Origin of the sequence: Spiroplasma tabanidicola (assembly GCF_009730595.1) — a bacterium.
Lineage (GTDB): Bacteria > Bacillota_I > Bacilli_A > Mycoplasmatales > Mycoplasmataceae > Spiroplasma_A > Spiroplasma_A tabanidicola.
Window position 1 is genome coordinate 1,150,980 of the sequence record NZ_CP046276.1, and the last position, 24,496, is coordinate 1,175,475.

A 24,496-nucleotide genomic window follows, 5' to 3' on the forward strand; every position below is an offset into this window, starting at 1 on the left:
TAAGACAAAAAAAATATTTTACAGGATATCTTTTTTTATTTTATCAATTATAGTTTAACTTGTAGAAAGGAGTTGTAATTATGGAAGAAGTAATTAAAGAATTAAATAAAAAAGAAAGCAAAAATAGTTTTACATTATGATTTAAAAATAATTTTAACAAAAGAACTTCTCTTAGAAGAGTACAAAAATTTGGTGGATGATTAAGTTCAATGATGATGCCTATAATTGGTATCATGATAGCTTGAGGACTATTAACAGCATTTTTCATACCAGATGGATGAACTCCGGTTGCTGCTATTAACGATTATATTGTTGGTAATGTTATTACTTATTTAATACCCGTTTTGATCGGTTTTAATGCAGGTAAATTAGTTCATAAAACTAGAGGTGGTTTTATTGCGACGTTTGTAGTATTTGCTGTAATTGTTGGAAATCAATACAATCCAGGATTTACTGAAGGTTCAAGTCCTTCGCCTCAATTTTTATCAGCTATGATAGTTGGACCTATGGCTGCCGGAATATTAAAATTAATAGATAAAATGTTGGAGGGAAAAATTAAACAAGGATTTGAAATGCTTGTAAATAACTTTGTAATGGGTTTCTTAGCTTTTGGACTTGGAATAGCAGCATTTTATGGAATGCCATATGTATTTAACTCAATCACTTGAGCGCTAGCAGAAGCTGTAAAATTTTTAATCAATAATAAAATTATATTTTTAACAGCACTTATAGTAGAACCAGCAAAAATATTTTTCTTAAACAACGCAATTAATCATGGAGTGTTCTCAGCACTATCACCAAGCTTGGTTACAGAAAAAGGAAGATCAATCTTATATTTATTAGAAGCAAATCCTGGACCAGGACTTGGAGCATTAATAGCAATTATGATTTTTGATAAAAAACAAAGAGAAAATGCTGCTGGTGCATCAGTAATTCATTTCTTTGGAGGTATTCATGAAGTATACTTCCCATTTATATTGATGAAAATAGAAATGATAATTGCTTTAATTGTTGGGGGATTAGTTGGAGATGCAATATTTCAAATATTTGATGCAGGGTTAATTGCACCGTCATCACCTGGATCAATAATAGCAATCTCGATTTTTATTCAATCAAGTGCATTAAATTATGCAGGGGTATATTTAGGTATATTTGCAAGTTGTGGAGCGGCTCTATTAACAGGATCACTCATCCATATTATAATGAGAAAAAAATATAAAAAAAATGCAGCTACTTTAGAAGAAGCTACTAAAAAACTAGAACAAATTAAAGGTAAAGAAATTAAACATTTAAGTAAAAAACCTTTAAAAGAGTTAGACTTTAATGAAGTAGATACTATAATATTTGCTTGTGAAGCTGGTATGGGTTCGAGTGCGATGGGTGCATCTTTACTTAGAAAAAAACTAAAAGAAGCAGGAATTAAAATTAAAGTGGTTAACTATCCTGTAAAAGAGTTGCCAAGTGATGCTAAGTTTGTCATAACACAAGACAAGTTGACTGAATACGCAATTCAAAAAGTACCTAATGCAACTCATAGAAGCATATCCAACTTTTTAGATAAAAATTTCTATGATAAAATAGTTTTAGAATTTAAAGAAAAGTTAGAGCACATCAATGAAGAAAGAAAGACAACTTAGAATTTTATACACGCTATTAAGCTATAAAAAACTTAATGTGGATGTAATCACAAAAGCTTATGACATAAGCAGAAAAACTTGAGAAAGAGATTTTGAAGATATAAATCTCTTTTTATCAAAAAAGGGGCAATTTAGAATAATTGAAAAAAATAATTCAATTCATTTTATTGGATCTGATATTAATTTATTAGAACAATTACAATTAGATGACTCATTTTTATTAAAAGAAGAACGATTAATTTATATATTTATGATTTTATTAAGAGATTTACATATTGCAAAAAGTCAGCTTATTGATGATTTAGATGTTTCAATGAAAATTTTAGAAAATGATATAAATGAATTAAGAAATATATTTATTCAGAATGAAGCTAACTTATCAATCGATAGTAGAGGGATTAAAATATCTAATATACAAAAAGATAAAGAAATTAAAATTTTAATAGATATAATTATTAAACATTTATCTTTAAAACAAGTTTATTCTATTTTAAAGTTAAATAGCATTGAAAAACTATTTTCGAGCTATATTTATAAATCTTTAGAAAAAAAATATAACATTAGTATTTACAACAAAATATTTATTTGAACTTTAGAACATGCTTCAAATCAATATAATATATCAAATTATGAAATAATAATTTTGTCAATAAAAATAACTTTATGGTTAAATCACCCAAATAATAAAGAGCTTATGATAGCTATTGTCTCACTCAATAATCAAAGAGATTTTTATGAACTAGTCAAAAAAATTTATTGCACAGAAAAATTAAAATTGTTTACAATTAACCACTACTCAAATAATAATTTTAATGAAGAGATTGATTTATTTACTGAATATTTAAATAAACAAATCAAAAAGTTATTTAAAAGTAATATTAATTTAAATAAAGATATTCAAAAACGAATAAAAGATCACATAAAATCTAATCTTGATTCTACTAATATTGATGAAATAATATTAGCTGAATACAACAGAAATTTAAGTCAATATATTAATACTTATACAGAATTATGAAAAGTCATAAAAGATTGTGTAGCTAAGTTTTTTAATGATAGTAAGGTATTAAAGTTGATTCAATATGAGATTTTTATTCACATATTGGTTTGATTTGATACTTATATTTATGAACTTGAAATTAATATTTTAACAATTTGTATTGGCGGAATGGGTCAAAGTGCTATGATAAAAAATCATTTAGCATCTATGTATCGCAACGCAAAAATTGAAAATATTGCTTTTTCGAACATTAACAAACAAGTTTTAAAAAGGTATGACATCATTATATCTGCAGTTGATATAAGCGAATTTAAAATTGAAAATTTTATTTTAATGCCTTTAATATTAATTTTAAAAAGTAAAAATGAGATTCATAAAGTTATAACTGAAACAATTTATAAAAATTTACTAGGAGGAAAAATGCAAAATCAGATTTTAAAAAAAGAAAATATATTAATAAACCAAAAAGCGAAAGATAAAAACGAGGCTATTTTGCAATGTGCAAACTTACTTAAAAGTCAAGGATATATAGAAGATGAATACATAAACTCAATGATAGAAAGAGAGAAAAAGTTTTCTGTATACATTGGCAATTATTTAGCAATTCCACATGGACTTGATCAAAAAGGTGTTATTAAAGATGGTATTGTAGTTATTCATTACAAAGAGCCTATTGATTATGATTCAAATCCTGTTAATTTTTTTATAGGGATTGCTGCAAAAAGTAACAATCATATGGACATTTTATCAAATATAGCCGAAAAAATGATGGAACTTGATTTTGTAGAAGAATTAATAAAAAACCCATCAGAAGAAAGAATATTAGAGGAGTTTAATTTCTAATGAATGTAGTACACTTTGGAGCGGGAAATATTGGTAGAGGATTTATAGCTCCAATCCTAATTGATAGCAACCAAATAAAAGAATTTTATTTTGTAGATAGCAATAAAGAGTTGATTGATAGTTTAAAAAATATTGCACAATATAAAGTGATTGAATTAAATGAAGAAAATAAAACAAAAATTTATAAGAATTTTAAAGCTTTGAACTCTAGTGACATTGATTTAATCAATAAAAAAACAGTAAGTATTATAACAACATCAATATCATCGGTTAATTTAAAATACATTAAAGATAGTGTTATTAGCATAATTAAAGAAAAAGAAGCAGTCAAACAAACTCTAATAATAATGTGCTGTGAAAATGGAGAAAAAGTTTCTAGTTATTTTGCTCAGATTATTAAGCAAGACTATCAATATGATGATGATTTAATAAAATTTATAGATGTTATGGTTGATAGAATCGTACCTAATGAAAAAGTTTTATCCTTAGATGTTAAAGTAGAACCTTATTTTTCTTGAGTAGTAGATAATGAAAAGTGACCTGAAAATATTAATAAAATAAAAGGAATGACTTATACCAATGATATTGATGCTGATATTTGTAAAAAAGTTTGAATGTTGAACGGAACACACGCTTCTCTCGCTTGAAAGGAATGGCAACTTTCTAAATTTAATAATCCAATAATAGTTGATGTGTTAAATTCTAATGACAATAATGAGTTAAATAATTTTTTAAAAAACTATTTAAAAGAGATGTCTGATATTATTGAGGTTGTTTTTAAATATGATAAAAAAGAGTTGAAGAGTTTTGTTGAAACTTTAATAAAAAGATTTAAAAATCCTTTTATTAGAGATGAGTTTTCAAGAGTTGCTAGAAATACTATAAAAAAAATTCAACTAGATGAAAGAGTAATAAAACCTTTATTGTTAGGAATTGACAATAATCTTGAAGTAAAATATATAAAACAATCTCTAATAAATGCTTTATCGTACAATAACAAAGAAGATGAAGATGGTTTAAAAATACAAAATCTTTTAGATAAAAACTACAAAGTAAAAGATATTGCAAAAGAACTTATTGAAAATATTAACGACTATATTCTAAATAAAATATTATAAAAAAAGTGCTAAGTGAACATCTAAAATAAAATTGACAATAAAAAGTACTTTTATTTTTAAAAATTTATTGAAAGGTGTTCTTTTTATATGGCAAAACAATGATCAAAAAACGAAAAAATTAATATTATTGAAGAGTCTAAAAAAATTGGAATAACAAATGCTGCATTAAAATATGATGTTAGCACAAGTACAGTCAAAAGATGAAAAGCAGAATTTAAAACTAAAGGTGAAGGCGTTCTTGAATGAGGGAATGGAATTCAAACAAAAAGAAGTATTAAGAAATTTAAGTCTCATGATTGAATTTTTAAAGACCCTGTTGATATGACAACAGAAGAATTAAGATAAGCATTAAAATTGGAGCGAGCACTAAAAAAGCATTTGGCGAAGACAACTAAGAAAAAGTACTTCGCCATTTTTAATTGTTCAAAAAAGTTTACTTTAACCTTAGTTTGTAAATATCTAGGTGTTTCAAGATTTGGTTATTTAAAATGACTAAAAAACGGAAAACCTATGAATAAAAACTACAATGGAGTTCTTGTTATAAAAATAAAATTTATTTTTTATTTGTTTAAAAAACGTTTAGGTTACAACGTAATAACTTTACTTTTAAACAAATATTTTAATCAAAACTTAAAACCATGAGTAGTTTATAGATATATGAAAATCAATAATTTAAAAGCAGTTCAAAAAAAAAGAGTGCCAAAATATGACAAATCTTGTCCTTTGAGATATGAAAACTTATTGGATAAGAATTTCAATGCAGATTGTTTAAAGCAAAAATGAGTTACAGATGTAACTTACATAAAGACAGCTTCAGGAAATGCATATTTATCTGTTGTAAAAGATTTTTAGATTCAGAAATTGTTGATTGAAAATTATCTAACATTCCTAATGGTAAATTATGTTATACAATCCTTATCTCTGCAGTCGAAAAGAGAGGCGCTCCTGATATTATTCATTCTGATCAAGTTAGTCTTATACCAATGAAACTTGAAAAAGTTTATGTGATGAAAACAAGATAAGTATATCCATGTCAAGAAGAGGTAACTCTCCTGATAACGGAGCGTTCGAATCTTTTTTTGGAACAATAAAAAATGAATGTATTTATACTTATAAAATAAAAGAGTTAAACTTTTCAAATATCTATACAATAATTTCAGATTATATTGATTTTTATAATTATGTTAGACCTATGTTGAAACATAAAAAAACTCCATACGAATTTCGTATGGAGAAAGTACATTTTTAATGTCAATTTTAATTGACAATAAAAAGGTACTTTTATTTTTTTGTGGTTAAGGTAATTAATTATTAACTTAAGGTTTATACTTATCACTAAAAGTTTATCCAAATAAACTATATTTTAATATTTAATTACTTTTAAATATGACGTTATTTAATGTTTCTTTAACCACTTTTAATATAGTAATTTATAAATAGTTAGCTGTCAAACTCATAATTTATTTCATATAATATAAGACCTTCAGGATTTGCCATATAGGGTAGTTTTTCTTCTTTTAAATCTAAAACGTTTTTTATATTTTCTAAAGTTATTTTACCACAAGAATAAGCTAAGCAAACACCGACTATAGATCTAATTTGATATCTTATAAAACCTTTAGCTTCAAAAACTATAATAATATCATCATTCTCTTGTTTTAAAAATATTAAATCTATTTTTCTTATAGTATTTATAGTATCTAATTCTTTTCCTTTTAAACCTGAAAAGTTTTTAAAATTATGTTCTCCTATAAATAGATTTAAAGCTTGTTCTAATTTTCTTAAATCATAATCTTGGTTTGAAAAAAATCAATATCGATTCGAAAATACGCTTTTAGGCTTTAAACTAATTTGATAATGATAAACCTTTTTAATACAATTTCTAACTCTAAAAGTTTTTTCTATTTGATTAGCTTTCCTTATTTTTATTCCAAGGGGCAACGCTCTATTTAAAGCATTTAAAAAGCCTAATATGTTTGGTTTAAAATCCAATTCTATTCAGGCTTTTTGATCTTTTGCATGTACTCCAGAATCTGTTTTTGATGCTCCAACAACTCTGTAGTGAGAGTTTCTAGTAACTAAATTAATAGCTCTTTCAATTTCGCCTTGAATAGTTTTTTGTCCTTTTTGCTTAGCTCATCCACAAAAATCTGTACCGTCATACTCAATTGTAAATAAATAGTAAAACATTATAAGTTTAGAATTGCATCGATTCTCGGAATTTCAACTTGTCTTAACACTTCAACATAAGGATAACAAAATAAAATTGCCGCTATACCAATATAAATTAAAAATATTACTCAATCTAAAAGTCTAAATTTGACTTGTCTATATCTTGTTCTTTTTGCATGCGGATCAAACCCTCTTGAATCCATTGCAAAAGCTAAATCTTCGGCTTTATTAAATGATGATACTAACAACGGAATAATCAAAGATGTTGTTCCTTTAACTTTATCTGCTAAATTTCCATTCTTAAAGTCTATTCCTCTTGAAGATTGCGCCTTCATAATTCTTCCTGCTTCATCAATTAAAGTCGGAATCATTCTTAAAGCAATAGAAATAATAATAGAAAAAATATAAACTGGAATTCCAATTAACTTTAAAGGTCATAAAAGATCTTCAATAGCTAAAGTTAACTCTAAAGGTTGAGTTGTCCCTGTTAAGATTGTTGTTAAAGTAATCATTAAAAATATTCTTAAAGTCATATATGTTGCTCTATATAAAGCTTTTTCGGAAAATCATAATTTTTTATAATTAAAAATATATCCATAATCACTTGATTCTGCATATCTTGCTCCACTAGAACCTAATACAGTTCAATTTATACTTGTATCGTTTGTTTCTGGATGTAAAACAAAGATATTTAAAATTATAAGCATTATAAAAATAAATAAAATCGGTGTAAATAATTTAAATAACATTTTAAAGCTTAGCTTGCTTATTGTATACATACATATAATCCCAGTACCTATTAAAACAAATCCTGTAAATCCAACCGGCATAAATACTGCAACAATTAATGCAATAACCATAAACAATTTAATTCTTGGATCCATTCTATGAACCACTGAGTTATAAGGCATGTATCTACCAAATACCATTCTCATTTTTTTACACCTACTTTCTATTTTTTGCTAGCTTAATTGCATTAGCTACTTCTTCAACAGTTCTAAATTTACTTGTAGTAATATCTATTCCTTGTTCTTTTAATTTATATGCTAATTTATATAATTTTGGTGGTTCTATTTCAATTGTTCTTAGCAAGTCAAAATTTGAAAATATTTCAAAAGGATCTCCCACAGAAATCACTTTTCCTTTATGCATAACAATTACTTCATCTGCGATTTGTAAAACGTGATCCATATTGTGAGTAACTATTATAATTCTTTTTCCTTTTTCTTTATTTAGATTATAAAAAAGTTTCATAAAGTCTTCTTCACCCTGCGGATCTAATCCCCCAGTAGGTTCATCAAGTACTAATGTATCTCCATCCATTGCAATAATTCCAGCAATAGCAACTCTACGTTTTTGACCCCCAGATAAATCAAATGGATTTCTTGAAGCATATTCAACTGGTAAATCTACCATTTTTAATAAATTAGGAACATTTTTAAGAGATTGAGTTTTTTCTGCTCCTAAGTTAATTGGACCAAATGCAATATCTTTTTCAATTGAATCTTGGAATAATTGATATTCTGGAAATTGAAATACTAGACCAATTTCTCTACGCAAATCTTTAACTTCTTTTATTTTTTTAGTTTTAGCATAAAGTGAATAATTTCCTATAATAGTTCTACCTGTTTCTGAAATAATTAAACCATTTGTTAATTGAATTAAAGTTGATTTTCCACTACCCGTCATACCAATGATAGCTGTAATTTTTCCTTTTTTAATACTTATATCAGTTCCGTTAAGTGCTCTAAATTCAAATGGGGTTCCTTTTGAATAAGTATATGAAACATTTTCAAAAACAATATCTCCATTAAAATCAAAAGCTGGTTGTTTTGCTTTTTTTAATTGTTTTTTATAATGTTTTTCTACTGATTTAGATTTTTCAACTGTTTTATATCAATCGTTTACTTTTTGAACTCTTTCATTAACATGTTTTAATGATTCTTTTTTAACTGCTTCAAACTCTTTTTTATATTTAACTTGGTTTGGTTTATCTTTTTTTATAAGTTTTGCAATTTCTTTATGTCTTTTTTTTCTTTTTTTATTTTCTTCACGATTATGTACTGCAAGTTCTCTTAAATGTTCTTTATATTTTGCCTTTGAAACTTTTCTTTCAATCATCGCTTGAGCTCTTTGCTCCTGGTTCATATTTTTTAGTTTTGACATATCTTATTCACCAACTCTTCTAAACTATTACTGTGTTCAAGATTTATTCCAACATTAGATAAAGCTTCTTCAACTTGGGCAACAAAAGGAATATCTAAGTGAATAGATCTTAAAAATTCTTTATCTGCTAAAATTTCTTTTGGTGTTCCAAATTTTACTAATTCCCCTTTATTCATAACTAAAACTTTATCAGCATTTAAAATTTCATCCATATCATGAGTTATCGAAAATATAGTTTTTTCTCTAGTGTTTTTTAATTCAACCATAATATTTTTAACTTCTGTTTTTCCTTTTGGATCTAACATACTTGTTGCTTCATCAAAGATTAAAATGTCAGGTGATAATGCTAGAGCTGATGCAATCGCAACACGTTGTTTTTGACCTCCAGATAGCATTAATGGTTCGTGATCTAAAAAGTCATACATATTAACTTTTTTTGCAGCTCATTCGATAATATCTGACATTTTTGATGGTGCTACTCTTCTATTTTCTAAACCAAAAGCAATATCATCTCTAACAGTTGAACCAATGAACTGATTATCAGGGTTTTGAAAAACTATTCCTAAAAATTTTCTAGCAATATTTATATTACTTGAAGTTACTTTATTTCCATAAAGTTCAATTGAACCACTTGTTGGAACTAAAACTCCAATAATAATTTTAGATAATGTAGATTTACCACTCCCATTATGACCAATAATTGCAACATATTCACCATGATTTACTTCAACGCTTACTCCGTTAACAGCAAATGGATGATTTGGATTATATCTAAATTTTATATTATTAAGTTTTAATGCAGTATTTGATAATTTAGATAGTTCTCCCCCGTGACCACGATCTTTCATAGCGATTTTAGATTCTTTTAAAAGAAACTGTGCTAATTTTAAATCTTGATAAGCATGTCAATATTGATCATCACCTTTTTTGTGATTTGCTAACAATTGTTTTGCTAATTTCAAGTTTTCTACAAATTGTTGATTATCCACTTTGTTTTTAAACTCAGCTTTTGCTTTTTTGAACTCTTCTTCATATTCTTTAACAATATCTACAGTAATTTCACCTTTTGAAAGCTTCATTTTTGCAATTATTAATTTTTGACTAGAACGTACTAATTTATCATTATATTCATTCAATAATAATTTAAAATCATTTAGTTCCTTTGTAGTTAAAAGTTTTTGTTCTGACATATTAAATTTGTCCTTTCACAATTTGTATAAATTATACCAAAATGTATTTAATCATTATTTATATTTTATATAAAAATGATAAGTAAGCAAAGAGTTTTTATAATTAATTAAATTTTTTATAAAATAAAATTTTTTTCAAATTTTCATAAACTTACTATAAAGCCTTATAAATAAGCCTATGCTATAACCTATATGAAAGGATAAAATTATGAAAAAATTTAATAAAACTGTATGATTTAACTATTTTATCTATAGTTTTTTGTCTTTATTAAGTAATGCTTGTTATGTTGCAATGAGTTATGCTTTTTCATTCATTATTGATAGTGCAATTGATAAAAATTTAAATAAATTTCTTATAGCTTCAGGAACTGCATGTGGTTTAATACTTGGTCATTTAATACTTGATTATATCTGTGATTTAATTTTAAACAGTTCATTAGCAATTATAAATAATAATTTAAGAAAAATTGTAGCTTATAATACATTTAAAGAAAACTATGAATTAAAGTTAGATTCAGGAGAATTTATAAACTTAAACTCAAATAAAGTTAATCAATTAGCAAATAGTTATTACAAAAATATTTTTGAAATAACTAATTGCTGTTTAGCAATAATTGTTGGTTTTGGTTTTATAGCTTATATAAGTTGAATATCTTTATTAAGTTGTATTATTTTATCAATATTAATCATTATTGTGCCAAGTATAATGTCAAAAACTAGTCAAAAAGTTGTAAATATTGCAAATGATAAAAATGATAAATTTTTACAAACTACAAAAGATAGTTTTAATTCTTATTGAGTGTATTGAAGTATGAATGAAACAAAACAATTAATTGAAAAAATTAATACAGGATCTAAAATTTTAGAAGCAAAAAATCGAAAAAAAGAGAATATTTTAAACTTTTCTAATCTTTTATTTAGTGTAATTTTATTTTTAGGACAAGTTATTTTAATTATTTTATTTAGTTGAATGTATCTTGCTGGATTTATAAAAAGCATCGGAACAATTACAACTCTAAATATTATTAGTGGTGTTTATTGTTTCTTTGGAGGATCAAGCGTAAGAAGTTTAATGGGAATATTAAGTTATAAAAATGTAGTTAAAATTGATTTTAAAGATATTAAAGATAATATAAATTTAGTAGCAGTACAAAAACTTGATTCAATTGAGCTAAAAAACTTAAACTTTAAATATGATGACCATGACAATCATGTTATTAAAGACTTTAATTTAAGTATTATAAAAAATGATAAAGTTTTAATACAAGGAGAAAGTGGAGCTGGTAAATCTACACTTTTAAAATTAATTTTTAATTCAAATAACGCTAGTCAAGGACAAGTATTTATTAACGGAGTTAATTTAAAAGAATATGATATTAGACCACTTTGTGCATATATTGGACAGGATATAGTATTAACTAAGGGAACTATTTTGAAAATTTAACTATCGCTAATAAAAAAATCAAAGAAGACGAAGTTAAAAATTATTTTGAATTGCTAAATTTAGATGAATTATTAAAAAACTACCTGATGGGTTAAATACTCAAGTTTCAGACAATATGTTAAATCTATCTGGAGGAGAAAGACAAAGACTTTCAATTATTCGAGGATTAATAGTTAACAAAGAGTGATTATTTTTAGATGAAATCACTTCTGCTCTTGATGAAAAAACTGCCTTTAAAGTTTTAGATATCTTTTTAAAAGATAAAAATAAAACTATTATAATGGTTGCTCATAAATTAGATCAAAATATTGTTAAACAATTTAATAAAGTAGTTAAATTATAAAAAAATGACCATTAATTTGGTCATTTTTTTATTAAACTAATTCAATAATACACATTGGAGCATTATCTCCACGGCGATTATCTAATTTTAAAATACGTGTGTACCCACCGTTTCTTGATTTAAATCTTTTTGCAAGAGTGGTGAATAATTTTTGTAGTGCAGTTTCTTTTTCACTTGCATTAATGTGTCTTAATCATGCTGCAGCTTGTCTTCTAGCATGTAAATCTCCACGCTTTGCAAGAGTAATCATACTATCAAAGTGCTTTCTTAACTCTTTTGCTCTAGTTTCAGTGATTTCTAATTTTTCTGAAATAATTAGTTCAGTAGTTAAGTTTCTCATTAAAGCGACTCTTCAAGCAGTGTTCTTACCTTGTTTTTGAATGTATGACATACATTAACACCTCTTTCTAGTCTTGTTTAAAAGTTAGTCCTAATTGAACAACTTTATCTTTAATTTCTTTTAATGATTTTCTACCCAAGTTTCTAATTTCTTGAATATCATCTTCACTACGCGAAACTAAATCACGTAGAGTATTTATATTTGCTCTTTTTAAGCAATTTAAACTTCTTTGTGTAAAGTCTAAATCTTCAATTAATTTATCTAGTTCTTTTTCGTCTTCTTCGCTTGTTACACCAATTACGTTTAACTCATTAATTTCTTCATTTAAGTTAACAAAGAAATGTAAATGTTCTACTAAAATTTTTGATGCAGTTGCAACAGCATCACTTGCTGAAATTGTTCCGTCAGTTTTAACTTTTAAAATTAATTTTTCTAAATCTACTGATTTACCAATCTTTGTAGCATCAACATCGTATGCAACAGATATAATTGGTGAATAATTTGAATCAATTGTAATTGAATCAACTGTTAATTTTTCTTTTTTATTATCTTTAAATGATCTATATCCTCTTGAGTTTTTTGCAAATAGTGTTAAATCTAATACTCCACCATCAGCGATATTACATAAAACTAAGTCTTTATTAACAACTTCTACTCCTGTTGGTAATTCTATATCTCCTGCTTTTACAGGTCCAACTGCTGAAGTTTTGATTGATAATTCTACTACTTCATCTAATGAAAACATATTATTGTCAATTCTCAAAGCTAATTGCTTTATATTTAAAATTATTCTACTTACGTTTTCAACAATACCTTCTATTGATGTAAATTCATGAGCCGCCCCTGCAATTTTAATTGCATAAACTGCTGCTCCTGGCGTTGAACTTAAAAGAGTTCTTCTGATTGCGTTACCTAAAGTAATTCCAAATCCTCTTTCTAAAGGTTCAACTTTAAATTCCCCATAATTTTTGTTATTTTCTTCTTTTAGTAAAGTAAATTCTGGTCTAGCGAATTGTCTCATGTTTCTTATCCTCTTGGGCGTTTTCTAGGACGTACACCGTTATGAGGTATTGGTGTAGTGTCATTAATTGAAGTGATTTCTAGTCCGATACCCTGTAAACTTCTTACAGCAGCATCTCTTCCTGGTCCCGGTCCTTTAACTTCTACTTGTATAGTTTTAACTCCGTTTTCCATTGCTCCTTTTCCAGCAGCTTCTGCAATCATTTGTGCAGCATATGGTGTTGATTTTTTACCACCTTTAAATCCTAAAGCTCCGGCGCTTGATCAAGATAAAACATTACCTTTTTCATCAGAAACAGTTACTATTGTGTTATTGAAAGTGGCATGAATGTGAGCGATACCTTTAGCAATATTTTTCTTAACTTTTTTACGGTTAGCAGTATTTTGTTTTGGGTTTGCCATATATTTTTAACTCTCCTAACTATTTTTTCTTGTTAGCTACAGTTTTTCTAGGACCTTTTCTAGTACGTGCATTTTGTTTTGTTGATTGTCCACGCACTGGTAGTCCTTTTCTGTGTCTCATTCCTCTGTAACTTCCAATTTCCATTAAACGTTTAATGTTCAATGCTGTTTCTCTTCTTAAATCTCCTTCAGTCTTGAATTTTGAAATTTCTTGTGAAATAGATTTTTGTTGTTCTTCTGTTAAATCTTTAACTCTAACATCTTCACTAACTTTAGTTGCCTCTAAGATTTTTTGTGATGTTGATAAACCAATACCATAAATGTAAGTAAGAGCGATAACTACTCTTTTTTCATTAGGTATTTCTACCCCATTTATACGAGCCATATCTCTTTTCCTTTCTAAATTAATTCAATTTTTATTTTGTTTTAATTAAAATTAACCTTGACGTTGTTTATGTTTTGGTTGTTCACAAATAATCATTACACGGCCTTTACGTCTAATTATGCGACACTTATCACATATTTTTTTGACAGATGATCTTACTTTCATCCTTTAAACCTCCTGATTTTTGTATATTTAATTTTTTAAAAATAATTACTTATTTACTGTTTTTAAAACGGTATGTAATTCTTCCACGTGTAGGGTCATAAGGTGATATTGCAACAGTTACTTTGTCACCTGGTAAAATGCGAATGTAATTCATACGGATTTTACCAGACACGTGGGCATCAATAACTATTTCATTTTCTAGTTTCACCTTAAATGTAGCATTTGGCAACACCTCTTGCACTATGCCATCAACTTCTAAATAGTCTTCTTTTGCCATAGATTAATTGTCCTCCTTTGGTTTATATAATGTTAATATTTCTGGATCTCCATTTGTAACCAAAATAGTATGCTCAAAATGAGCTGCCATGCTATTATCTTTTGATGATACTGTTCAATCATCTTTTCCAACAACGGTTTTATCAGTTCCAATTTGTACCATTGGTTCAATACAAATTGCCATTCCTTCAATTAGACGCATTCCGGTTTCTTTTATTCCTGTATTAGGAATAAAAGGATCTTCATGCATTTCTAATCCAATTCCGTGTCCTGTATAATCTTTTGGCAATTGAAAACCATATTCTTCAACAAATTGTTGAACAGTAGAAGAAATGGTTCCGATGCGCACACCAGCTCTTACCTGTTCAATCGCCAAGTAAAGTGACCTTTCAGTCACTTCTACTAGTTTACTATGTAATTCGTCTTTTGCTTGTCCACAAATTACTGTGAATGCAGAATCAGAATGATAATCTTGATATATACATCCTGCATCAATTGATACGATATCACCATCTTGAATAAGACGATTATTTGGAATTCCATGAATTAATTGCTCATTTATTGATATGCATATATGAGCAGGATAGCCAAAGTAATTTTTGAAGTTACTTTGGCATCCTTTTTTTGTGATAAATTCAATAAAATATTTATCTAAATCCAAGCAATTTACACCTGGTTTTATCATTTTTTTTAAGTTATACAAAGCTTCACTTAAAACTTTGCCAGCAACTCTCATTTTGTTAATTTGATCTTGATTTTTTATAGTAATTGACATTATAGTTTTAACGCTTCTACTAATTCTTTATGAAAATCAATTGCTGACTTAACATTTCCATCAACTTCAACTAATTTATTTTGTTCTCTATAATAGTTGATTAATGGAGATGTTTGTTCATTGTATACTTTTAATCTAACTTTAATTTTATCTTCTTGGTCATCTTCTCTGGTGATCAATTTTCCACCATCAAAGTCACACACATTTTCTACTTTAGGTTTACGATTTATTTTATGAAAACTTCTTTTACAAACTTCACAAACTAATCTACCAGATAACCTTTGTAATAAAACACTTTCTTTTACATCAATATGAACAACATAATCTAATTTTTGATTTAAATCACTTAACATTTGATCTAAAGCTTTTGCTTGATCTAAAGTACGAGGATATCCATCGAAAATTAATCCTGAGTTTTTTGTTTGTAAATAGTCTTTTACCATATCGTTTGTAACATCATCTGGTACATATATTCCCTTAGTCATATATTCTTGGGCTTTAAGACCTAATTTAGTTTTATTAGAGATATTTGTTCTAAATAGATCTCCTGTTGATAATTGAGTAAAATTATATTCTTTACTCAAAAGTTCTGATTCAGTGCCTTTTCCACTTCCTGGGGCACCAATTAAAAGAATGTTCATAAATTATTGTTTGCCTTTCTTATCAAATGTGAGTATTTAAATTTTCATCTGAGAATTTTTCAGATTTTTTGTCAATAAATGATTGTTGAATTAATCTTCCTTTTAGTTGTTGAGTTGTTTGAATTGCAACAGAAATAATAATGATCAATCCAGTTCCTCCAATTGCAAGCGAGCTTGGCAAGGCAGTTAATTTACTGATAATGTAAGGTAAAACAGCAATTCCTGCAAGGAAAGTTGCTCCAATTACACTTAATCGATTTATTGTAGCTGTTAAGAATTTTTCTGTATCTTTTCCTGGTTTAATTCCGGGAATAAATGTTCCTGATTTTTTGAAGTTTTCTGCAATTTTTTCAGGATTAATTTGAACTTGAGCATATAAGAATGTGAATAATAATGTCATTATTCCATAAATTCCAATACCTCATCAAGTTCCAAACGATAAGTAATTCTGAGTAAATTTATAGAACCCACTATCTTGACCAACAATTTGTGCAATTGTAATCGGAGTAGATATTATCGCCGACGCAAAAATAACTGGAATAACCCCTGCATTGTTTAACTTCAACGGCAGATAGGGCGTGTGTTCTTTTGTATCGACCAGACCGGATCCTGTTTGTTGTATTGGAACTTTTCTTTCAGCTTCATTCATCAACACAACAATAAATATAACAAATATATAAGCTGTAACATAAATTAAGAATTTCATGATTCCATCAAATAGAATTGAAGGGTCATCACCTTTTTTAATTCAGAAACTAAATGTTTTTATAAAGTTTGTAGGCATGTTTGAAACAATCCCTGCAAAAATAATTATAGAAACACCATTTCCTATTCCTTTAATTGTAATTTGATCTGCAACTCATAACATTAAAAATGTTCCTGCTAACATAACCAATGGTACTAAAATGTAATAGAATCATGCTGGTCCTTGACCATCTGCTCCTGTCTCTCATTTTGCTGTAATTAATTGGTTATTTTGAGAAGTTAATGTAAATATTGTTGCAATTGATTGCATAATTGCAAAAGGAACAGTTAAAACTTTTGTCAATTTATCTAATTTTCTTCTTCCTCTTTCTCCTGATTTATTTCATCTAGTTAAAACTGGAATAACATCAGTTGAAAGAAGTTGTACAATAATTGATGCTGTAATATAAGGAGAAACTCCTAAAGCCAAAATTGAAAATTGACCAATTGAACCCCCTCCAAGTGTTGATAACAATTGGAAAAATTCTTGACCATTAACAGCGTCACTAAACCCAGAATTTAGTTCAATTCCTGGAACAGTTAATAGTGAACCCATTCTGATTAGAACAAGTACTATTAAAGTAAAAACGATTCGTTTTACAAGATCTTTATTTCTTACAAAGAAATTACCTTTAGCGAATTCGTTCTTATATTTAGTTTTTTTGATGGCTTTTTGAGCTTTTTTTTCTGCTCTTGTTATTTTTGCTGCCAAACTAAATCACCTCTATAGATCCCCCAGCTGCTTTGATTGCTTCTTGGGCGCTTTTTGATACTTTATTAACTTTAATTTTTACTGCTTTTGTAATTTTACCATTTCCTAGCACTTTTATTAAAGTTTTTTCAGATTTAATGAATTTTTTTTCAATTAATGTTTTGTGATTAACATCAGTTAATCCTAATTTTTCAATTGTATCTAAGTTTAAGATAACAAATTCTTTTCTATTTAAACTTGTAAAACCAATTTTTGGTAATCTTCTGAATAATGGAGTTTGACCTCCTTCAAATCCAGGTCTAACTCCACCACCAGAACGTGAGTTTTGTCCTTTGTGTCCTCTTGTTGAAGTTTTACCTTTACCTGAAGCCATCCCACGACCAACACGAGTTGCGCTTTTTTTGCTACCTGGTGTACTTTGTAATTCATGTAATTTCATAAACTAATTCCTCCTATTAAGCTTTTTTAGCTTCAACTTTCTTTTCTGTTGGTAATGCTGTGCCTCTTAATCTTGCTATTTGTTCTGCTGTTTGCATTTCTTTTAAACCGTCTAATGTAGCTCTAATCATATTAATAGGTGTATTTGAACCTAATGATTTTGTATAAACATCTGAAATTCCTGCCAATTCGATAACTGCACGAGCTGGTCCCCCAGCAATAACACCAGTACCTTTTTTAGCTGGTTTGATTAAAACTCTACCTGAACCATAGTGACCAATAACATCATGAGGAACTGTTGTTCCTGTGATTGGAACTCTTACTAATGATTTTCTTGCTTCTTTGATTGCTTTTTTAATTGCATCAGGAACCTCATTTGCTTTTCCTGTTCCTAGACCAACTCTACCTTTTTTATCTCCTATAACAACAACTGCAGCAAATCTAAATCTTCTTCCCCCTTTTGTAACTTTTGTAACACGATTAATTGTTACAACTTGCTCTTCAAAAGGATTGTCTTCTTTATTTCTACCAAATTTTCCATTTTTATCACGACGTGGACCTTTATTAAATTCACGTTTTTCTCCAGGTTTTCCAAATGGTGGTCTTGAGTTGTTGTCTCTTCTTGGTGCTTGGTTTCCAGCAGCAGCTGGAGCTTGTTCTTTTGGTGTATTTTCAGGTTTTGGTGCTTCTTCTACAGCATTAACTTTTTTATCTTCTGCCATTTACTTTATCTCCTTTAATTAGAATTTCATTCCGTTTTCTTTTGCAGCATCTGCAAACGCTTTTACTTTACCATGGAATAAATATCCCCCACGATCAAATACTACATTACTAATTTTTTTAGCTTTAGCTTTTTCAGCAAGGTCTTTAGCAACTGCTTTTGCAGTTTCAATATTATTTGGTTTTTTTAATTTGATTGATGAAGATTCTACTAAAGTAACTCCTTTAGTATCATCGATTATTTGCGCATAAAAGTATGAGTTTGATTTAAATACATTCAGCCTTGGTCTTTCACTAGTTCCAGATACTTTATTTCTTACTCTATAGTGTCTTCTTTTTCTTGCTTCTGCTTTAGTGTACTTCATAACTACTTCTCCCTAGCAACAGCCTATTTACCAGCTGCTTTACCTTCTTTTCTAATGATTTTTTCACCTTTGTATTTAATTCCTTTACCTTTATATGGTTCAGGTCTTCTATAACCTCTAATATGCGCAGCAACTTGTCCAACTAATTGTTTACAAATTCCTGAAATTTTAATTTCAGTTGGTTTTGGAATTTCAACACTTATTCCTTGTGGAATTTGATATTCTACAGGGTGTGAAAATCCTAATGATAAATTAATTTTGTTACCTGCTAATGCAGCACGATAACCAACCCCAACGATTTCTAATTCTTTTACAAATCCTTGGCTAACTCCAGTCAACATTCCTTCTAATAAAGAGTTTGTTGTCCCGTGAAGTTGTTTTGTGTGTTTAAGTTCATTTTTACGAATTGTTTTTAATTCGCTACCTTCAACTTTAACTTCAATTAATGGAGAAACCTTTTGGCTTAATTCTCCTTTTGATCCTTTGATAGTTACAACATTTCCTTCAATCTTAACTTCTACTCCGGCTGGAATAGCTAATATTCTGTTTCCAATACGTGACATATTTCTATTCCTTTCTTATCAAACAAATGCAAGAACTTCTCCACCTGCATTTTTTAGGCGAGCTTCTTTATCTGTCATGATTCCATTTGAAGTAGATACGATTGCGATTCCTAACCCGTTAAGTACATTTGGAATTTTGTTAGCTTGTAAGTATACTCTTAATCCTGGTTTTGATATTCTTTTTAACCCTTTAATTACTCTTAATTTACCCTTGTATTTCAAACTTATTGTGATTTCTTTTTTAAAGTCTTCTGAAACTTTGAAGTCTTCAATGAATCCTTCTCTTTTTAAGATATTTGCTATTTCTAGTTTAATTTTGCTTCCAGGGATTACTACTTCTTTGTGAAATCTTTGGTTAGCATTTCTAATTCTAGTAAGCATATCTGCTATTACATCTGTTGTCATATTTCTCTAATTCCTTTCACTATCATGAAGCTTTTTTAATACCAGGTATTTGTCCTTTGTAAGCTAAATCTCTAAAGCATACACGACATAGGTTAAACTTTCTCAAAACTGCATGTGGTCTACCACAGTTACCACAACGAGTATATTCTCTAACTTTAAACTTCTGAACTTTAGCTTGTTTTACTTTTAATGATTTTTTTGCCATTATTCTTGTTCTCCTACTTAACGAAAGGCATTCCAATTTTTTGAATTAATGAAAATGCATCTTCTCTATTTGTTGCTGTTGTAACTATTGTTATGTTCATCCCACGAACTTTTTTTACTTTATCGTAATCAATTTCTGGGAAAATAATTTGTTCTTTAATTCCTAATGAATAATTTCCTTGTTTATCAAAACTATTTTTAGGTACACCTCTAAAGTCACGAACACGTGGAAGTGCAACTGAAATTAATCTATCTAAGAATTCATACATTTTTTTACCTCTTAAAGTAACTTTTGCTCCAATTGACATTCCTTCACGCAATTTGAACACAGCTAATGATTTTTTAGCTTTAGTTATTAAAGGTTTTTGTCCTGTAATCAAGGCTAATTCTGCTACTGCATCATCTAATCTTTTTGAATCTGCAACAGCATCTCCAACTCCTTGGTTTACAACTACTTTAATTATTTTTGGAACTTGCATAATTGATTTATATTGTTTTTCTTTTAACATTTCTGGGATAATTTTTTCTTTGTAAAGTTTTTCTAATCTATTAACACTTGCTTTTGCTGCCATAAATTTCCTTTACCTTCCTATTTAATATCCGCTTTTGATTTAACGGCTATTCTAGATTTTTTCCCATCAACGATTTTGTAAGCAATTCTTGATCCAGTTCCTTTGTTTTTCGGATCTTGAATAGCTACGTTTGAAATGCTAATTGAAACTGGAATTTCTCTAATTCCACCTTCTTGGTCTGTTTGACTTGGTTTAAAGTGTTTAGTTCCATTTACACCTTCAACTCAAACTCTTTTTTTATCTTTTGATAATTTTCTAACTGGTCCGATTGTTCCTTTGTGGTTTCCGGCAATAACTTTTACTACATCACCTTTTAAGATTTTTGATTTAGTCATAAATTACCTCCTACAACACTTCTGGAGCAAGTGATGCGATTTTTGCAAATCCTGCATCCTTTACTTCTCTTGCAATTGGACCAAAAATACGTGTCCCTCTTGGAGACTTATCATCTTTTACAATGACTGCTGCATTTTCTGAAAATCTAATGTATGTACCATCAGCTCTTCTTAAACCTCTAACAGTTCTAACAATAACAGCTTTAACAACTTGACCTTTTTTAACAACTCCACCAGGAGTAGCAGCTTTAACAGTAGCTACAACAATGTCACCAATATTTGTAAATTTTCTTACACTTCCACCTAAGTTTCTAATAACTAAAATTTCTTTTGCACCTGAGTTGTCAGCGATTTTTAATCTTGATTCATTTTGGATCATTTTTATTTACCTCTTCTTAATTAAATAACTGATTTTTCAACAACTCTGATTAGTCTAAAATTTTTAGTTTTACTTAAAGGACGTGTTTCCATGATTTCTACCTTGTCACCCATCCCGGCAACTTCTTGTTCATCATGTGCTTTGTATTTTTTAGAATACTTAACACGTTTTTTATATGTTGGGTGGTTTTTGTAAGTTTCAACTAATACAGTGATAGTTTTGTTCATCTTATCTGAAACAACTTTACCAATGTAGGTTTTTCTTAATTTTCTTTCCATGACCTATTTAGCTCCTTTTGTTTTAGTATCTTTTTTAGCTGCTAATTTTTTGTTTGCTTCGTCAATTTGTTTTTTTGCTTCATCAGCATTTGAACCATAAGTGTATGTTTTAATGTCTTTTGGTTTTTTTGATAATTTTAAGTCGATAGCTTCAATGTCTTCACCTTTAGCTGCTTCAACTTTTATTTTTTTAGTTTTAACTTCACCTAATGCTGCTTTACCTTTACCAGTAGCTTTTGCTTCTCCTACTTCAACTTCAATAGTTTTTGCTTCTGCTACTTTGGCTTTTTTAGTTGCTACAGCTGGTTTTCCAATTCCTACAGGTTTTGGTTCTTCTACAGATGTTGATGAAGATTTTTTAGATGCAACTTTTGCTTTTGCAACTTTAACTTCAACTTGTGCTTCTTCTACTTCTGCTTTAGCTTCTGCTACTTTTGCTTTTGCCACTTTTGCTTTTGCTTCAGCAACTGGTTTTGCTTCTGCTTTTGCTTTAGAAACTTTTTCTTCTGCTTTTTCTAAGTTGTTTTCAGCTTTAACTTCTTTTGCTTTTGCTTTAACTTCTTTTACTACAGCCTTAGCTTCTGCTACAACTTCAACTGGTGCTTCAGGTTTTGACGCACCAGCTTTTTTAGCTGCAGGTTTTGCACTTGATTTTGCTTCAACATTATTGTCACTTGATGCTTCTGTGTTTCCTTCAACTGCAGCTGCCATAGCAGCTTCAATTGCATTATCACTAACACTTCCTTGACCATATTGTTCTTGTTGCATTTTTTCAAGCATTTCTCTTTGTTTTGCTCTAACTGCTTTTCCTGCTTGTTCAGCATTGTCAACAGCTTTTGCATAGTCTGGTTTAACAACAATGTTTTTTGTTACTTCTCCAGCTCTTTTTCTTTCTGCTAATAATGTTTCAATACGTGCAATATTTTTTCTCAATGCGTTAATTTTGTGAGTTTGTTCTAAACTTCCAACTGCTGCTTGAAATCTTAAAGCAAATAATTCAGCTTTATGATCTTCACTTTGTTTAATTAAATCAGCTACTGATTTTGCTCTTAATTCCAATACAAGGTCTGCTACTTTAGACATTATTCATCACCTCTCTTAACGATTTTGCATCGAACTGGTAATTTGTGCATTGCAAGACGTAAAGCTTCACGAGCAACTTCTTCAGAAACTCCTGCAACTTCAAACATAAATTGTCCTTGTTTTACAACTGCTACTCAATCTTCTGGCGAACCTTTCCCAGATCCCATACGTACTTCTAAAGGTTTTTTAGTAACTGCCATATGTGGGAAAATTCTGATTCAAACTTTTCCAAAACGTTTCATATAACGAGTCATAGCAATACGAGCAGCTTCAATTTGTCTTGTAGTAATTCAAGCTCCATCTAATGACATTAATCCATATTCTCCAAAGGCAATGAATTTACCACCTTTAGCTTTTCCTTCATAACTAACTCTATGAGGACGACGGAATTTAACTCTTTTAGGCATTAACATAATTATCTAGCCCCCCTAACCGGTGGTTTTCTATCAAACTTTTTGTCTGCTATAACTTTGTCTTGGTTTTTTTGTTGTCCTGGTTTACCTAAAATTTCACCATGGTTAATTCAAACTTTAACTCCAATTTGACCATATGTAGTTCTTGCTTCATATAAAGCATAATCAATATCACTTCTTAAAGTAGATAATGGCACTGATCCTTCTAAATAACCTTCAGTTCTTGCCATTTCAACTCCACCAAGTCTTCCTGAAACACTAGTTTTAATTCCTTTTGCTCCAGCTTTTAGTGCTTTTCTGATAGCTAATTTTTGAACTGTTCTAAATGATGCACGATTTGTAATTTGTTCTCCAATAAATTGTGCAACTAATCTTGCATCAACATCTGGATTTTTGATTTCTAATACATTAACTTTAACTGCTGCTTTTTTGTCTTTAACAGTTTTTCTAACAGTTAAAATAATATTATCGATATTTTTGTTTTCTTGACCTAGAACGATAGTTGGACGAGCAGTACGGATAATAAGAACAATTTCTTTTTGTGTTCTTTCAATTTCAACTTTAGATACAGCTCCGTTTTTCAATAATTTCAAAACAGCTTTTCTAATTTTAATGTCTTGGTGTAATCATTTAACATACTCACCTTTTTCTGCATATCATCTATTATCTCATGTTCTGATAATTCCAATACGCATTGCATTAGGAGATACTTTTTGTCCCATACTAATCTTCCTTCCTATCTACCGTCACTTACAATAATTGTAATGTGACTTGTTCTTTTTAATATTTCATACGCTCTTCCGTGAGCTCTTGGTCTAAAACGTTTTAATGTTGGTCCTTCGTTAACATAAATTGTTTTTACGAATAGTTGGTCAGCTTCCATACCATTGTTGTTAACTGCGTTAGCAACTGCTGAGTTTAATAATTTTAATACTGGTTCTGAAGATCTTTTATCTTGGTTTTGTAATATTGCTACTGCTTCTGAGATTTTTTTTGCTCTAATTGAGTCGGCTACTAGTCTAACTTTTCTTGGTGAGATTCTAATCATTGATAATTTTGCTTTTGCTTCCATATTTTCTCAATACTTCCTTTAAAGATTATTTTTTCTTTTTCTTATCATCACCATGTCCACCAAACTTACGTGTTGGTGAAAATTCTCCTAGTTTGTGGCCAACCATATCTTCAGTAACATAAACTGGAATGAACTCTTTACCGTTATAAACTCCAAATGTGTGACCTACAAACTCAGGAAAGATTGTAGATCTACGTGATCAAGTTTTAATGTTTTCTTTTTTGCTTCCTAATGCTTCTACTTTTTTTAATAAGTAGTCATCTGCAAAAGGACCTTTTTTAAGTGATCTTGACATA

At 28.7% G+C, this 24,496-nt stretch carries 35 protein-coding genes and 1 pseudogene; 8 read left to right on the forward strand and 28 right to left on the reverse strand.

Annotated elements, in window-relative coordinates:
- Positions 1 to 80 precede the first annotated feature (80 nt).
- From STABA_RS05135 to STABA_RS05160, 6 genes are all read left to right on the forward strand, one after another.
- Positions 81 to 1,637, forward strand: coding sequence for a PTS transporter subunit EIIC (locus STABA_RS05135; protein ID WP_156007219.1), 1,557 nt, complete (start codon positions 81 to 83; stop codon positions 1,635 to 1,637).
- Complete coding sequence (locus STABA_RS05140; RefSeq protein WP_156007220.1) at positions 1,615 to 3,480, forward strand: PTS sugar transporter subunit IIA; 1,866 nt, start codon at positions 1,615 to 1,617, stop codon at positions 3,478 to 3,480. Before STABA_RS05135 ends, STABA_RS05140 begins: the two co-directional genes overlap by 23 nt.
- A complete protein-coding gene (locus STABA_RS05145) occupies positions 3,480 to 4,598 on the forward strand; it encodes a mannitol dehydrogenase family protein (protein ID WP_156007222.1) in 1,119 nt (372 codons plus the stop codon). Before STABA_RS05140 ends, STABA_RS05145 begins: the two co-directional genes overlap by 1 nt.
- Positions 4,599 to 4,685: 87 nt before the next feature.
- Positions 4,686 to 4,943 carry a transposase gene (locus tag STABA_RS05150; protein WP_156007224.1) on the forward strand — a complete coding sequence of 86 codons (258 nt, stop codon included), beginning with the start codon at positions 4,686 to 4,688 and terminating at the stop codon, positions 4,941 to 4,943.
- A gap of 9 nt (positions 4,944 to 4,952) precedes the next feature.
- Positions 4,953 to 5,450 carry a hypothetical protein gene (locus tag STABA_RS05155; RefSeq protein ID WP_156007226.1) on the forward strand — a complete coding sequence of 166 codons (498 nt, stop codon included), beginning with the start codon at positions 4,953 to 4,955 and terminating at the stop codon, positions 5,448 to 5,450.
- A 172-nt stretch (positions 5,451 to 5,622) separates the two neighbouring features.
- On the forward strand, positions 5,623 to 5,847 hold the full coding sequence (locus STABA_RS05160; protein ID WP_281349621.1) for an IS3 family transposase: 225 nt from the start codon (positions 5,623 to 5,625) through the stop codon (positions 5,845 to 5,847).
- Positions 5,848 to 6,038: 191 nt separating this feature from the next.
- On the opposite strand, the gene truA is transcribed toward STABA_RS05160, so the two are convergent.
- The 4 genes from truA to STABA_RS05180 all read right to left on the reverse strand — a co-directional run bounded on the left by truA (position 6,039) and on the right by STABA_RS05180 (position 10,126).
- Positions 6,039 to 6,788, reverse strand: a complete 750-nt coding sequence (truA, locus tag STABA_RS05165; RefSeq protein WP_156007230.1) for a tRNA pseudouridine(38-40) synthase TruA — start codon at positions 6,786 to 6,788, stop codon at positions 6,039 to 6,041.
- Positions 6,788 to 7,705 (reverse strand): energy-coupling factor transporter transmembrane component T family protein, encoded by a 918-nt coding sequence (locus tag STABA_RS05170; RefSeq protein WP_156007232.1) that lies wholly within the window; start codon positions 7,703 to 7,705, stop codon positions 6,788 to 6,790. Before STABA_RS05170 ends, truA begins: the two co-directional genes overlap by 1 nt.
- Before the next feature lie 10 nt (positions 7,706 to 7,715).
- Positions 7,716 to 8,615, reverse strand: coding sequence for an energy-coupling factor transporter ATPase (locus tag STABA_RS05175; protein WP_343031712.1), 900 nt, complete (start codon positions 8,613 to 8,615; stop codon positions 7,716 to 7,718).
- A 308-nt stretch (positions 8,616 to 8,923) separates the two neighbouring features.
- Entirely contained in the window at positions 8,924 to 10,126 is a 1,203-nt protein-coding gene (locus tag STABA_RS05180) for an energy-coupling factor transporter ATPase (RefSeq protein WP_156007234.1), read from the reverse strand.
- A 208-nt stretch (positions 10,127 to 10,334) separates the two neighbouring features.
- Between STABA_RS05180 and STABA_RS05185 the strand changes: the two genes are divergently transcribed.
- Entirely contained in the window at positions 10,335 to 11,570 is a 1,236-nt protein-coding gene (locus STABA_RS05185) for an ABC transporter transmembrane domain-containing protein (RefSeq protein ID WP_156007237.1), read from the forward strand.
- Positions 11,571 to 11,685: 115 nt separating this feature from the next.
- Complete coding sequence (locus STABA_RS05190) at positions 11,686 to 11,913, forward strand: ATP-binding cassette domain-containing protein (RefSeq protein WP_156007239.1); 228 nt, start codon at positions 11,686 to 11,688, stop codon at positions 11,911 to 11,913.
- A 31-nt stretch (positions 11,914 to 11,944) separates the two neighbouring features.
- On the opposite strand, the gene rplQ is transcribed toward STABA_RS05190, so the two are convergent.
- From rplQ to rpsS, 24 genes and pseudogenes are all read right to left on the reverse strand, one after another.
- On the reverse strand, positions 11,945 to 12,304 hold the full coding sequence (gene rplQ, locus STABA_RS05195; RefSeq protein ID WP_069117015.1) for a 50S ribosomal protein L17: 360 nt from the start codon (positions 12,302 to 12,304) through the stop codon (positions 11,945 to 11,947).
- Between the two features lie 16 nt (positions 12,305 to 12,320).
- Entirely contained in the window at positions 12,321 to 13,274 is a 954-nt protein-coding gene (locus STABA_RS05200; protein ID WP_156007241.1) for a DNA-directed RNA polymerase subunit alpha, read from the reverse strand.
- Positions 13,275 to 13,279: 5 nt separating this feature from the next.
- Positions 13,280 to 13,675 carry a 30S ribosomal protein S11 gene (gene rpsK, locus STABA_RS05205; protein ID WP_156007243.1) on the reverse strand — a complete coding sequence of 132 codons (396 nt, stop codon included), beginning with the start codon at positions 13,673 to 13,675 and terminating at the stop codon, positions 13,280 to 13,282.
- Positions 13,676 to 13,694: 19 nt separating this feature from the next.
- Entirely contained in the window at positions 13,695 to 14,060 is a 366-nt protein-coding gene (rpsM, locus tag STABA_RS05210; protein ID WP_156007245.1) for a 30S ribosomal protein S13, read from the reverse strand.
- Between the two features lie 51 nt (positions 14,061 to 14,111).
- Positions 14,112 to 14,225, reverse strand: a complete 114-nt coding sequence (gene rpmJ / locus STABA_RS05215; RefSeq protein ID WP_156007247.1) for a 50S ribosomal protein L36 — start codon at positions 14,223 to 14,225, stop codon at positions 14,112 to 14,114.
- 49 nt (positions 14,226 to 14,274) lie between these two features.
- Entirely contained in the window at positions 14,275 to 14,502 is a 228-nt protein-coding gene (gene infA / locus STABA_RS05220) for a translation initiation factor IF-1 (RefSeq protein WP_156007249.1), read from the reverse strand.
- Between the two features lie 3 nt (positions 14,503 to 14,505).
- The gene (map, locus tag STABA_RS05225) at positions 14,506 to 15,276 is read right to left on the reverse strand and encodes a type I methionyl aminopeptidase (RefSeq protein ID WP_156007251.1); all 771 of its coding nucleotides are present in this window, start codon (positions 15,274 to 15,276) and stop codon (positions 14,506 to 14,508) included.
- Complete coding sequence (locus STABA_RS05230; protein ID WP_156007253.1) at positions 15,276 to 15,917, reverse strand: adenylate kinase; 642 nt, start codon at positions 15,915 to 15,917, stop codon at positions 15,276 to 15,278. Before STABA_RS05230 ends, map begins: the two co-directional genes overlap by 1 nt.
- A 19-nt stretch (positions 15,918 to 15,936) precedes the next feature.
- The gene (secY, locus tag STABA_RS05235) at positions 15,937 to 17,361 is read right to left on the reverse strand and encodes a preprotein translocase subunit SecY (RefSeq protein ID WP_211360481.1); all 1,425 of its coding nucleotides are present in this window, start codon (positions 17,359 to 17,361) and stop codon (positions 15,937 to 15,939) included.
- A gap of 13 nt (positions 17,362 to 17,374) precedes the next feature.
- Complete coding sequence (gene rplO / locus STABA_RS05240; RefSeq protein WP_156007257.1) at positions 17,375 to 17,812, reverse strand: 50S ribosomal protein L15; 438 nt, start codon at positions 17,810 to 17,812, stop codon at positions 17,375 to 17,377.
- 16 nt (positions 17,813 to 17,828) lie between these two features.
- Positions 17,829 to 18,533, reverse strand: coding sequence for a 30S ribosomal protein S5 (gene rpsE, locus STABA_RS05245; RefSeq protein WP_156007259.1), 705 nt, complete (start codon positions 18,531 to 18,533; stop codon positions 17,829 to 17,831).
- Between the two features lie 18 nt (positions 18,534 to 18,551).
- Positions 18,552 to 18,896 carry a 50S ribosomal protein L18 gene (gene rplR / locus STABA_RS05250; RefSeq protein WP_156007261.1) on the reverse strand — a complete coding sequence of 115 codons (345 nt, stop codon included), beginning with the start codon at positions 18,894 to 18,896 and terminating at the stop codon, positions 18,552 to 18,554.
- 23 nt (positions 18,897 to 18,919) lie between these two features.
- Positions 18,920 to 19,459 carry a 50S ribosomal protein L6 gene (rplF, locus tag STABA_RS05255; RefSeq protein ID WP_156007263.1) on the reverse strand — a complete coding sequence of 180 codons (540 nt, stop codon included), beginning with the start codon at positions 19,457 to 19,459 and terminating at the stop codon, positions 18,920 to 18,922.
- A 15-nt stretch (positions 19,460 to 19,474) separates the two neighbouring features.
- Entirely contained in the window at positions 19,475 to 19,864 is a 390-nt protein-coding gene (gene rpsH / locus STABA_RS05260; protein WP_156007265.1) for a 30S ribosomal protein S8, read from the reverse strand.
- Positions 19,865 to 19,883: 19 nt separating this feature from the next.
- Positions 19,884 to 20,069, reverse strand: a complete 186-nt coding sequence (locus STABA_RS05265; protein ID WP_134298182.1) for a type Z 30S ribosomal protein S14 — start codon at positions 20,067 to 20,069, stop codon at positions 19,884 to 19,886.
- Positions 20,070 to 20,082: 13 nt separating this feature from the next.
- The gene (rplE, locus tag STABA_RS05270) at positions 20,083 to 20,640 is read right to left on the reverse strand and encodes a 50S ribosomal protein L5 (protein WP_156007268.1); all 558 of its coding nucleotides are present in this window, start codon (positions 20,638 to 20,640) and stop codon (positions 20,083 to 20,085) included.
- A 17-nt stretch (positions 20,641 to 20,657) separates the two neighbouring features.
- Positions 20,658 to 20,975 carry a 50S ribosomal protein L24 gene (rplX, locus tag STABA_RS05275; protein WP_156007270.1) on the reverse strand — a complete coding sequence of 106 codons (318 nt, stop codon included), beginning with the start codon at positions 20,973 to 20,975 and terminating at the stop codon, positions 20,658 to 20,660.
- 10 nt (positions 20,976 to 20,985) lie between these two features.
- The gene (gene rplN, locus STABA_RS05280; protein ID WP_156007272.1) at positions 20,986 to 21,354 is read right to left on the reverse strand and encodes a 50S ribosomal protein L14; all 369 of its coding nucleotides are present in this window, start codon (positions 21,352 to 21,354) and stop codon (positions 20,986 to 20,988) included.
- 20 nt (positions 21,355 to 21,374) lie between these two features.
- Positions 21,375 to 21,632: a 30S ribosomal protein S17 gene (rpsQ, locus tag STABA_RS05285; protein WP_156007274.1), complete on the reverse strand. Its 258-nt coding sequence runs from the start codon at positions 21,630 to 21,632 to the stop codon at positions 21,375 to 21,377.
- A 681-nt stretch (positions 21,633 to 22,313) separates the two neighbouring features.
- Positions 22,314 to 22,715, reverse strand: a pseudogene (rpmC, locus tag STABA_RS06050) (50S ribosomal protein L29); the annotation flags it as partial.
- Positions 22,715 to 23,128: a 50S ribosomal protein L16 gene (rplP, locus tag STABA_RS05295; protein ID WP_156007276.1), complete on the reverse strand. Its 414-nt coding sequence runs from the start codon at positions 23,126 to 23,128 to the stop codon at positions 22,715 to 22,717. The gene rplP and the pseudogene rpmC, both read right to left, overlap by 1 nt.
- Before the next feature lie 2 nt (positions 23,129 to 23,130).
- Positions 23,131 to 23,850, reverse strand: coding sequence for a 30S ribosomal protein S3 (gene rpsC / locus STABA_RS05300; RefSeq protein WP_156007279.1), 720 nt, complete (start codon positions 23,848 to 23,850; stop codon positions 23,131 to 23,133).
- 14 nt (positions 23,851 to 23,864) lie between these two features.
- Entirely contained in the window at positions 23,865 to 24,200 is a 336-nt protein-coding gene (gene rplV, locus STABA_RS05305) for a 50S ribosomal protein L22 (RefSeq protein ID WP_156007281.1), read from the reverse strand.
- 25 nt (positions 24,201 to 24,225) lie between these two features.
- A complete protein-coding gene (rpsS, locus tag STABA_RS05310; protein ID WP_156007283.1) occupies positions 24,226 to 24,495 on the reverse strand; it encodes a 30S ribosomal protein S19 in 270 nt (89 codons plus the stop codon).
- Between the last annotated feature and the right edge of the window lies 1 nt (position 24,496).